At 68.8% G+C, this 10,561-nt stretch carries 12 protein-coding genes; 10 read left to right on the top strand and 2 right to left on the bottom strand.

All coding sequences use genetic code 11. From position 1 onward, the window contains the following. Positions 1–18: 18 nt before the first annotated feature. The 3 genes from ACFHNC_RS20420 to ACFHNC_RS20430 are packed head-to-tail and all read left to right on the top strand — an operon-like array spanning position 19 to position 3,066. Positions 19–948 carry a DMT family transporter gene (locus ACFHNC_RS20420; RefSeq protein WP_437171088.1) on the top strand — a complete coding sequence of 310 codons (930 nt, stop codon included), beginning with the start codon at positions 19–21 and terminating at the stop codon, positions 946–948. Positions 949–982: 34 nt separating this feature from the next. Beyond that, positions 983–2,647: an NAD+ synthase gene (locus ACFHNC_RS20425; protein ID WP_437171089.1), complete on the top strand. Its 1,665-nt coding sequence runs from the start codon at positions 983–985 to the stop codon at positions 2,645–2,647. Beyond that, positions 2,644–3,066, top strand: a complete 423-nt coding sequence (locus ACFHNC_RS20430) for a hypothetical protein (protein ID WP_437171090.1) — start codon at positions 2,644–2,646, stop codon at positions 3,064–3,066. Before ACFHNC_RS20425 ends, ACFHNC_RS20430 begins: the two co-directional genes overlap by 4 nt. A gap of 8 nt (positions 3,067–3,074) precedes the next feature. Here the strand turns inward: ACFHNC_RS20430 and ACFHNC_RS20435 are convergent, their stop codons facing one another. Beyond that, complete coding sequence (locus tag ACFHNC_RS20435; protein WP_437171091.1) at positions 3,075–3,440, bottom strand: hypothetical protein; 366 nt, start codon at positions 3,438–3,440, stop codon at positions 3,075–3,077. 110 nt (positions 3,441–3,550) lie between these two features. Between ACFHNC_RS20435 and gltX the strand changes: the two genes are divergently transcribed. The 6 genes from gltX to ACFHNC_RS20465 all read left to right on the top strand — a co-directional run bounded on the left by gltX (position 3,551) and on the right by ACFHNC_RS20465 (position 9,397). After that, on the top strand, positions 3,551–4,885 hold the full coding sequence (gltX, locus tag ACFHNC_RS20440; RefSeq protein WP_437171092.1) for a glutamate--tRNA ligase: 1,335 nt from the start codon (positions 3,551–3,553) through the stop codon (positions 4,883–4,885). A 5-nt stretch (positions 4,886–4,890) separates the two neighbouring features. Continuing rightward, positions 4,891–6,285 (top strand): cysteine--tRNA ligase, encoded by a 1,395-nt coding sequence (cysS, locus tag ACFHNC_RS20445; RefSeq protein ID WP_437171093.1) that lies wholly within the window; start codon positions 4,891–4,893, stop codon positions 6,283–6,285. A gap of 67 nt (positions 6,286–6,352) precedes the next feature. Then, entirely contained in the window at positions 6,353–6,721 is a 369-nt protein-coding gene (gene copM / locus ACFHNC_RS20450) for a CopM family metallochaperone (protein WP_437171094.1), read from the top strand. After that, on the top strand, positions 6,718–7,560 hold the full coding sequence (locus tag ACFHNC_RS20455) for an RNA methyltransferase (protein WP_437171095.1): 843 nt from the start codon (positions 6,718–6,720) through the stop codon (positions 7,558–7,560). The genes copM and ACFHNC_RS20455 overlap by 4 nt, the downstream gene beginning before the upstream one ends. Continuing rightward, positions 7,557–8,420 carry an alpha/beta fold hydrolase gene (locus ACFHNC_RS20460; protein ID WP_437171096.1) on the top strand — a complete coding sequence of 288 codons (864 nt, stop codon included), beginning with the start codon at positions 7,557–7,559 and terminating at the stop codon, positions 8,418–8,420. Before ACFHNC_RS20455 ends, ACFHNC_RS20460 begins: the two co-directional genes overlap by 4 nt. A 2-nt stretch (positions 8,421–8,422) precedes the next feature. Further along, entirely contained in the window at positions 8,423–9,397 is a 975-nt protein-coding gene (locus ACFHNC_RS20465) for a Bug family tripartite tricarboxylate transporter substrate binding protein (protein WP_437171097.1), read from the top strand. A gap of 50 nt (positions 9,398–9,447) precedes the next feature. Here the strand turns inward: ACFHNC_RS20465 and ACFHNC_RS20470 are convergent, their stop codons facing one another. After that, positions 9,448–9,630 carry a hypothetical protein gene (locus tag ACFHNC_RS20470; protein ID WP_437171098.1) on the bottom strand — a complete coding sequence of 61 codons (183 nt, stop codon included), beginning with the start codon at positions 9,628–9,630 and terminating at the stop codon, positions 9,448–9,450. Between the two features lie 238 nt (positions 9,631–9,868). On the opposite strand from ACFHNC_RS20470, the gene rpsD reads away from it, so the two are divergent. Further along, entirely contained in the window at positions 9,869–10,486 is a 618-nt protein-coding gene (gene rpsD / locus ACFHNC_RS20475) for a 30S ribosomal protein S4 (RefSeq protein ID WP_437171099.1), read from the top strand. Positions 10,487–10,561: the final 75 nt, after the last annotated feature.

Consider the following 10,561-nt stretch of genomic DNA (forward strand, 5'->3'; position numbering starts at 1 on the left):
TTCATTAGACTGAAGCGGATGTCCGGCGAAGCACCCTTCCCAACCGCCGCGGCAGCGGGCGCGAGCCCCGCGGCACGGGAGCGCCGCATCGGCTATGCCTGCGCCTTCGCGGTGCTGTTCGTCTGGACCGGCTTCCTGCTGTCCTCCCGGCTGTCCACGAAGCAGGCGCTGACGCCCTGGGATGTTGCCGCCTTGCGCTATGCGGGCGCCTTCCTGGCCGCGCTGCCGCTGGCGGCGGTGCTCGGCCTGCCGAGGCTGCCGCCGCTGCGGGCGCTGGCGCTGCTCGCCACGGCCGCCTTCGGCTTTCCGATCCTGGCCTATCATGGCTTCACCCTGGCACCGGCGGCCCATGGCGGCGTGATGCTGCCGGGCACGCTGCCCTTCCTGATGGCCGCGCTGGGCGCCGCCTTCCTCGGCGAGACCTGGACCCGGCGGCGCGTTGTGTCTTTGACCGTCGTTGCCTTGGGAATCGCGTTGCTGGCCAGCGACACGCTGGGTGCCCACCCGGGCGCCTGGCGTGGGGATCTGCTGTTCCTCGCCGGGTCCTGCTGCTGGGCTGTCTACACGCTGCTGATCCGGCTGTGGGGCATCGGTGCGATGCAGGCGACCCTGACGATCGCGCTCTGGGCGGCGCCGATCTACCTGCCGGTCTGGTGGTTCCTGCTGCCCTCCAGCATCGGCGAGGCGAGTGCGGGCGTGGCGCTGTACCAGCTGGTCTACCAGGGCATGTTCGCCACCATCCTGGCTGGCCTGCTGTTCACCAAGGCGGTCACGGCAATCGGCGCACCGACCACGACCACCATCACCGCCCTGGTGCCGGGGATGGCGGCACTGGCCGCCTGGCCCTTGCTGGGGGAGCCGCTGGGTCTGCTCGGTTTGCTCGGCGTGGGGCTGGTCTCTGCCGGCATGATCCTGACGGTGGTGCGGTTCCCGCCGCGCGCGCGTTGACCCTTCGGGGGGGCGTCCCTAGTTTCGCGGGATCATGACAGACCGGCTCCGCATCGCGCTCGCCCAGATCAACCCGCATGAGGGCGCGCTCGACGCCAATGCTGCGCGCATCCGCCAGGCGCGGGCGGAGGCGGCGGCGGCGGGGGCGGATCTGCTGGTCACGCCCGAATTCTCCATCGCCGGCTACCCGCCGGAGGACCTGGTTCTCAAGCCTGCCTTCGTCGAGGCCTGTATGCAGCGGATCGAGGCGCTGGCCGCCGAGACCGCCGATGGCGGGCCGGGCCTGGTGGTGGGCGGCCCCTGGCGGGATGGCGACCGGCTGCACAATGCGCTGTTCGTGCTGGAAGGCGGCCGCATCCTGGCGCGGCGGGCCAAGCACGAATTGCCGAATTACGGCGTTTTCGATGACAAGCGCGTCTTCATCGCAGGCCCGGCGCCCGGCCCGGTGGCCTTTCGCGGCGTCCGCCTCGGCCTGATGATCTGCGAGGATTGGTGGTTTCCCGCGGTCAGTGAGACGCTGGCCGAAAGCGGCGCGGAGATGCTGATCAGCATCAACGGCTCCCCCTTCGAGTCCACGAAGCAGGATACGCGGGTGCAGCTTGCCGTGGCCCGGGTGGTAGAGACTGGGCTGCCCTTCGTTTTCCTCAACCAGATCTGCGGCCAGGATGAGCTGGTCTTCGACGGGGCCTCCTTCGTCCTGAACGGCGACCGCAGCCTGGCGGTGCAGATGCCGATGTTCGAGGAAAAGCTGGCGATCACGGATTGGTCGCGCGGCCCCGCGGGCTGGGTCTGCGCGCCGCAGCCCGTGCCGCCGGCGATGCCGGAACTGGAGCAGATCTATCGCGCCATGATGCTCGGCCTGCGGGACTATGTGAACAAGAACGGCTTTCCCGGCGTGGTGCTGGGCCTCTCGGGCGGTATCGACAGCGCGCTCTCCGCCGCCGTCGCGGCCGATGCGCTGGGGCCGGACCGGGTGCGGGCGGTGATGCTGCCCTCGCCCTATACCTCCCGCGACAGCCTGGATGATGCGGAGCAGTGCGCGAAGCTGCTGGGTATCCGGTATGAGAGCATCCCGATCGGCCCGGCGATGGAGGCCATGCACGGCATGCTGGCGCCCGCCTTCGGCAACCGGCCTGCCGACACCACCGAGGAAAACCTGCAGTCCCGCCTGCGCGGCGTGACGCTGATGGCGCTGTCCAACAAGTTCGGCGACATGCTGCTGACCACCGGCAACAAATCCGAGATGAGCACCGGCTACGCCACGCTGTATGGCGACATGTGCGGCGGCTATTCGGTACTGAAGGACGTCTGGAAGATGACGGTCTTCGCCCTGTCTCGCTGGCGCAATGAACAGGTGCCGCCGGATGCGCTGGGGCCGCAGGGCCCGGTGATGCCGGATCGCGTGATAACCAAGCCCCCCTCGGCGGAACTCAAGCCCGACCAGACCGATCAGGACACACTGCCACCTTACGAGGTGCTGGATTCGATTCTCGAGGGGTTGGTGGAACGCGAGTTGGATGTGGATACGTTGGTCGCCCAGGGACATGACCGCGCCACGGTGCTGCGGATCTGGCGCATGCTGGACCGCGCCGAATACAAGCGCCGCCAAGCCCCGCCGGGCGTGAAGATCACGCCCCGCGCCTTCGGGCGTGACCGCCGCTACCCGCTGACCAACGGCTTTTCCGGATTGATTGCATGAGCGGCCAGGACGAGGGGGACGAAGACCCCATTTTCGCGCGGGAGGTGCTCGGCCAGGTCGAGGGGCTAGAGGTCCGCATCATGGACCTGTCCGGCGCCAATGGCGCCGAGCCGGTGGAGGTCGTGCGCGGCTTCGGCACCGTTGCCCATGCCAATGCCTTCGCCCGCCGCTATGTCCGGGATTCGGTGGATATCTGCCGCGGTCCCGGCATGGACGCCAAGGCGGTGATGGAGGCCTGGGGCACCTTTGGCGAGGATGCCGAGGTGCATGGCGCCGGCGAGGATGCCTGGCGCAGCGCCAATGAGCTGGCCAATTTCGCCGCCCGCGCCGCGACCGATGCGGAAGAACGCAACTGGCGCATCATCGACCCCCGCCGTGACGAGGATGACGAGGACGAGGAGGAGGAGGGCGAGGTCTAGCCCGCTTCCTACTTCCACCCGCCATCATGGGACGGCAGGGCGTAGGACGGCGCCGGGACGACGTAGTGCGGGACATAGGCTGGCGGCGCCCAGTGGACCGGCGGCGGCTGGTAATAAGCCACCGGCGGCGGCGGCTCGTAGTAGACCACCGGCGGCGGCGCGTAGATCACCGCCGGCGGGGCAAGCGCGGCCCCGAGCGCGGCACCAATGCCAAGCCCCAGCAAGGCCCCGCCCAGCACGGCTGCGCCGCCATGGTGGCGATGATGATGCTGGTACCCGTGACCGCGGTAGCGCCAATCGGCCAGCGCCGGTTGGGGGGCAAAGGTCCCGAAAGCCAGTACGCCGGCCACGATCGCCGCAGGAAGCCTGAGCATGGGAAATCTCCTTACCCGCCAACTTTAGCATCGCTGGGGCAGCAGGAATGCGGCGAAGTGTATCGCGCGCCTTGCCTTGTGCCGCCATTTGCCGTTCCTGTGCCCGCCTGATGAAAGTTCGCTTCGCCCCGTCCCCCACAGGCCTGCTGCATGTCGGCAACGCCCGTATCGCCATCGCCAACTGGTGCCTCGCCCGGCACCGGTCTGGCCGATTCCTGCTGCGTCTCGATGACACCGACACCGAACGCTCCCGACCCGAATTCGCCCAGGCGATCGAGGAGGATCTGCGCTGGCTCGGCCTGGATTGGGACGAATTCGCCCGGCAATCCGACCGGCTGGCGCTGTATGCCGCCGCCGCCGAACGGCTGAAGGCCTCCGGCCATCTCTATCCTTGCCTGGAGACGGAGGAGGAGCTGGCCTTCAAGCGGGAACAGCGCACCCGCCAGGGCAAGCCGCCGCTGTATGACCGCGCCGCCCTGAAGATGACGGCGGACCAACTCGCCCGCGCCATCGCCAATGGCAAGACGCCGCACTGGCGGTTCAAGCTCTCGGGCGGCCATGTGGAATGGCAGGACGGCGTGCTTGGCCGGCGCAACGTGAAGTTGCCGAGCCTGTCCGACCCGGTGCTGATCCGCGCCGATGGCAGCTTCCTCTACACCTTCACCTCGGTCGTCGATGACCTGGATACCGGCATCACGGACATCGTCCGGGGCGAGGACCATGTCACCAATACCGGCATCCAGCTTGATATCCTGGCTGCCCTTGGTGGCGACCCGCGCAGCGTCCGCTTCGCGCATCTGCCGCTGCTGACCGATGCGGATGGCGGGCCGCTGTCTAAGCGGACCGGTAGCGTTGGCCTGCGGCAGATGCGCCGGGATGGGGTGGAGCCGGCGGCGCTGGTTGGCTACCTGGCGGCGCTCGGTACCTCGGCGGACCCGGTGGCGGCCATGCCGGCCGATCTGGTGCCGGATTTCGATCTCGGCCGCGTGTCCAAATCCGCAGCCCGTTTCGACACGAAGCAGCTTCTGGCATTGAACCGCCGCTGGCTGCATGCGCTGCCCTTCGCATCGGTGCGGGATTGGCTGCCGGAGGGGGCGGGGGAGGATTTCTGGCTGGCGGTGCGCGGCAACCTCGATCTGTTGCGCGAAGCCCGCGACTGGTGGGAGATTGTCGCTGGTGGTATCGTCCCACAGGGCGAAGCGGCGGATGCAGACCTGCTGCGCCTGGCCGCCGAGACGCTGCCCGAGGAGCCGTGGGATGAGGCCACCTGGCCGGCCTGGACATCCGATCTGTCGACCCGTACCGGCCGCAAGGGCCGCGCTCTGTACCTGCCGTTGCGTCGCGCCCTGACGGGCGAGGATCACGGCCCCGACCTCAAGGTCTTCCTTCCTTTGATCGGCCGCGAGCGGGCGCTGAAGCGCCTGCTCCAGGCCGTTGCAGGCTAATCTCCATGGAAATCCAGTTCCACAACAGCGCGACGCGCCGCAAGGAGCGGTTCGCGCCGATCGATGACCAGCATGTCCGCATGTATGTCTGCGGCCCGACCGTCTATGACTTGGCGCATCTGGGCAATGCGCGGCCCAATGTAGTGTTCGACGTGCTGGCGCGGCTGCTGCGGCAGGCCTATCCGCGCCTGACCTATGCCCGCAACATCACCGATGTCGAGGACAAGATCATCGACCGGGCGCGGGAAAGCGGCGAGACCATCGAGGCACTGACCGCCCGCACCACCGCCGAATTCCGCCGCGACATGACGGCCCTCGGCGTACTGCCGCCGGATGTGGAGCCGACCGCGACCGGCAGCATCCCGGAGATGGTGGCGCTGATCGAGCGGCTGATTGCCAATGGCCATGCCTATGCGGCGGAGGGCCATGTGCTGTTCTCCGTCGCAAGCTTCCCCGAATACGGCGCGCTGTCTGGCCGCTCGACGGATGAATTGCTGGCCGGCGCGCGGGTCGAGGTGGCGCCCTACAAGCGCGATGCGGGCGATTTCGTGCTGTGGAAGCCCTCCACCCCGGAACAGCCGGGCTGGGACAGCCCCTGGGGGCGCGGTCGGCCGGGCTGGCATATCGAATGCTCCGCCATGTCCTGGAAGCAGTTCGGGCCGGATTTCGACATTCATGGCGGCGGCGCCGACCTGATGTTCCCGCACCACGAGAATGAGGTGGCGCAATCCCTCTGCGCCTTCCCGGGTAGCCATTACGCCCGCTTCTGGCTGCACAACGGCATGCTGCTGGTGGATGGGGAGAAGATGGCCAAGTCGGCCGGCAACTTCCTGACCGTGCAGGACATCCTGCGCCACGGCCCCTGGGCAGGCGAGGCGTTCCGGCTGCTGCTGCTGCGCACCCACTACCGCGCCCCGCTGGACTACAGTCAGGCGGCGCTGGAGGAAGCGCGGCGGGAGCTGGATCGCTTCTACCGTGCCCTGTCGAAGCTGGCGGCGATCGAGCCGGAGCAGGGCGACACGCCGCATCCGGTGGAAGCGCCGCCCTTCGAACAGGCGCTGGCGGATGATCTGAACACGCCGCTCGCCCTGGCCACGCTGCACCACCTGGTCTCCACGGTGAACGACCGCCTCGCCCAGGGGTCGGAGGTGGGCCTAACCCATCTCAAGGGCCGCATCCTGGCCTGCGGCGCGCTGCTGGGCCTGCTGGGCACGGCGCCGGAGGCCTGGTTCCGCGGCGAGGCCGGCGATGCTGCGGCGATCGAGGTCGCCATTGCGGCGCGCCTTGCCGCACGCCAGGCGAAGGAGTGGGCGGAGGCGGATCGGATCCGGCATGATCTGGCGGCGCAGGGCATCCTGCTGGAAGACGGACCGCAGGGCACGAGCTGGCGCCGTGCATGACCCACTTGCTTTCCCCTCGGGGGAAGGTTCTATCGAACCCTCCGGCCCGTCAACCGGAGGATCCGACATGCCCCGCCTCGCCATCGTCACCGCCCTGTCCCTGGTGCTGACCGGCCCCGCCTTCGCGCAGCCCCGGCACCAGCACCATGGCCACCATGCGGCACCGGCGACCACGGAAACCGCGAGCACGCGCGAATACCGCGCCGCCAGCGAACGCATGCATCGCGACATGGCTATTCCCTATACGGGGAATGCGGATCGGGACTTCGCCGCCGGCATGATCCCGCATCACCAGGGCGCCATCGACATGGCCCGGATCCAGCTGCGCCACGGCACGGATCCGGAGATGCGCCAATTGGCCGAGGCCGTGATCCGCACGCAGGAAGCCGAGATCGCCATGCTCCGCGCCTTCCTCGCCCGAACAGCCACGCGATGACGGGCGGGCGGGCGGATGGCCGCGCGGTGCTGACGGCGCTGCCGGGCGAAAGCCCTATCATTGTGCTGGTGCGCCCGCAGATGGCCATGAACATCGGCACCACGGCGCGGGCCATGGCCAATGGCGGGCTGTTCCACATGCGCGTGGTGGCGCCGCGCGATGGCTGGCCGCAGCCTAACGCCTATGCCGCGGCATCCGGCGCCGACGCCATTCTGGATGCGGCGGAGGTGTTCCCGGACGTGCCCTCCGCCATCGCCGATTGTCACCGCGTGATGGGTACCTGTCCACGGCCCCGCCACGTGATTGTGCCGCTGCGTGATGCCCGCGCGGCGGCGGTGGATCTGCGCGAGATCAACGGCCGTGGCCTGCGCGCGGCAGTCCTTTTCGGGCCGGAACGCGCGGGGCTGGAGACAGAGGATCTGTCGCATTGCGACACGCTGGTCCGCTACCCGCTGAACCCGCAGCACACCTCGCTGAACCTGGCGCAGGCCGTGATGATCCTGGCCTATGAATGGTGGATGGCCGCCGAGACCACCCCGCCGCGCCAGTTCCTGACCAACGGCACGCCGGTGGCGACCAAGGGCGAGCTGGAGAATTTCCTCAGCCGGCTGGTGGCGGAACTCGATGCCTCCGGCTTCCTGCACAACCCGCCCAAGCGCCCCGGCATGGTTCGCAACCTGCGCCACTGGTTCCAGCGCGGCGAGGTGACGGAGCAGGAATTGCGGACGCTGCATGGCGTGGTGACGGAACTGTCCACCGGCCGCATGCAGCGCGGCCGCTTCCCGGCGGAAGACCCCCTGCCGCCCTGGCATGAGGTCGCGCGAAAGGACAGCGCATGATCCACCCGGACGGCACCCCGGTTCCCGCGCTGCCCGACCCGCGCTTCTGCGAGGTGGACGCCGCGGCGCTCGGCCTGGAGGGGCCACGCCTGTCCTACATGGAGGCGGGGCAGGGGCCGGAGACGATCCTGTGTCTGCATGGCATTGGCGCCAACAGCATGGGCTGGCGCTTTTCGCTCGCCGGGCTGTCTGACCGGGCACGGGTGATCGCCTGGAATGCGCCGGGATATTTTCTGTCCGACAGTTTTGTTGCGGAGGCACCGGCGCCCGAGGCCTATGCGGCGGTGGCGCTGGCGCTGCTGGATGCCGTCGGCGTGCGGGGGCCGGTCTGCGTCGCGGGGTCCTCCTTCGGCTCCATGCTCGGCGCCTGCCTGGCGGCGCGCCATCCGGCGCGGGTGGCGAAGCTGGTGATGATGGGCACCTCCCGCGGTCAGCGCTGGAAGGGGGAGGACGGACGCGCGGCGATGCTGGCGATGCGGCACGCTAGCGTGGCCGGCGGCGGCGTCGCCCTGGCGCGCACGCGGTCCGAAAAGCTGGTGGCGCCGGCGGCCGGGCCCCTGGTGCGGGACCTGGTGCAGGGCATGGTCGCCGCCACGCATCCGCGCGGACTGCTGCAGGCGGCGCGCTGCACGGACCAGGTGGACGTCATCGCCGATTTCGCGCCGCTGATCCGCGCGCCGACGCTCTGCATCAGCGGCGCGGAGGATGCGGTCAATCCGCCGGAAACGGTGGGGCGTTTGATCGCGGCGGCGATTCCCGGCGCGGAATTCGTCTCGCCACCGGGGATTGGGCACCTGCCGGAGCTTGAAGCGCCGGCCAGGACATTGGACCTTCTCCGCAAGCATTTCTTCGGAGCCTGACCATGCGCCTCACCCGCCGCCACCTCCTCGCCGCCACGCTGGCCGCGCCTGCCATCGCCCACGCGCAATCGGCCGAGTTTCCGACGCGGCAGGTCCGCATCGTGGTGCCCTTCCCGCCGGGCGGCGGGCTGGACGCGCTGGCGCGCGCGCTGGCGAACCACCTCCAGGGCGTCTGGCGGCAGCCGGTGGTGGTGGACAACCGGCCGGGAGGGTCCACCGTGCCGGGCACCGATCTGGTCGCGAAGGCGGCGCCGGATGGTCTCACGCTGCTGATCACCGCGGATAATTCCATCACCTCCAACCCGCATCTGATCCGCGGCCTGCCCTTCGACCCAATGAAGGACCTCGCCCCGGTCAGCCTGCTGGTCGATGTGCACCAGATGGTGCTGGTGCACCCCTCGGTCGGCGCGCAGACCATGGCGGAGCTGGTGGCTGCCGCGCGGGCGGCGCCGGGGCGGTTCAACTTCGCCTCCTACGGCACGGCAAGCCAGCCGCATCTGTGCTTTGCGGCGCTGATGGCGCGCGAGCGGATCGAGATGGTGCATGTGCCCTATCGCGGCCTGACCCCGGCGGTGATGGCCACCCTGGCCGGAGAGGTGCAGATGACGCTGGCCGGCATCGCTTCCGGCGCCGCGCATATCCGGGCCGGGACCCTTCGTGCGCTGGCCGTCGGGCGGCCGACGCGGTTCGAGGCGCTGCCAAATGTGCCGACGCTGGATGAAACGGGCTTCGGCTATATCGATCCGCGCACCTGGTTCGGCGCCTTCGCCCCGGCCGGAACGCCACCCGCGTTGCTGGCCCGCATCCAGCGCGACATCGCCGCCGCGATGGCGACGCCGGAGGTGCGCGACCGGCATCTGCTGCCCTCGGGCTACACGGTGCATGCCGCGACGCCGGAGGCGACGGCGGCCTTCCTGCAGCAGGACTTGGCCTACAAGGCCGGTCTGATCCGGACCGCCGGCATCACGCCGGATTAGGGCGTGATGACCTGAGGTGGAGAGGTCTGAACCACGCGACCGGACAAGGTCTAGTTCAGGCGCTTGGCCAGACGGCGGGCCTGCACATAGCCGATCAGCCCCGCCACCGGGGCTGCCGGCATCAGCAGCAGCCAGCCGAGATGCTGCCCGCCAATGACCAACCCCATGCCGATGCCAAGCATCAAGCCGCCAACCAAGCTGCCGACGACGCCGGCGCTGAGGCCGAGGATCAAGATATCTTCGCGTGTGACCATGGGCAGGGAGTAAGGGTGGACAGCGCGGTTTGACAAGCCGGCTCTCGCGCTTCTATAGCGCCGCCACTTCCGGGAACGCGGACAGGCCTTCGGGGCCTGCGCCCGCCCTTGGCCATCCCGGCCTCGGGCCTACCGGGACAACCCGCCGCGATGCCCACAAGGGTGCCGGCACAAGCAAGAACCGGCAACCCCTACGGGTGCCGGGCAGGAGAAGCGCATGACCAAGCGCGCAGAAAGCAAGTACAAGATCAATCGCCGCCTCGGCGTGAACCTCTGGGGCCGTGCGAAGTCCCCGATCGCCAAGCGCGAATACGGCCCCGGACAGCACGGGCAGCGCCGCAAGCAGAAGCCGACCGACTTCGGCGTGCAGCTGATGGCGAAGCAGAAGCTGAAGGGCTACTACGGCAACATCGGCGAGAAGCAGTTCCGCAAGTACTACGAGGAAGCCGTGCGCCGTAAGGGCGACACCTCGGAGAACCTGATCGAGATCCTAGAGCGCCGCCTGGACACCATCATCTACCGCATGAAGCTGGCGGTGACGCCCTTCGCCGCGCGGCAGTTCGTGAACCACGGTCATGTGCTGATCAACGGCAAGCGCCTCAACATCCCGTCCTATCTTGTGAAGGACACGGATGTGATCGAGGTGAAGGAAAAGTCGAAGCAGCTTACCTGCGTGCTGGATGCCGCGCAGTCTGGTGAGCGCGACGTGCCGGAATACATCGAGATCGACCACCGCGCGATGCGCGGCCGCATCCTGCGCGCGCCGAAGCTGAGCGATGTGCCGTATCCGGTGCAGATGGAACCGAACCTGGTGGTTGAGTTCTACTCGCGCTGATCAGGCCGACCGATCGAACGAAAAAAGGCGGGGTCCAATGGATCCCGCCTTTTTTGTTGGCCGATACTGTGCCGT

It is taken from the genome of Falsiroseomonas sp. E2-1-a4 (genome assembly GCF_051433165.1).
Classification (GTDB): domain Bacteria; phylum Pseudomonadota; class Alphaproteobacteria; order Acetobacterales; family Acetobacteraceae; genus Falsiroseomonas.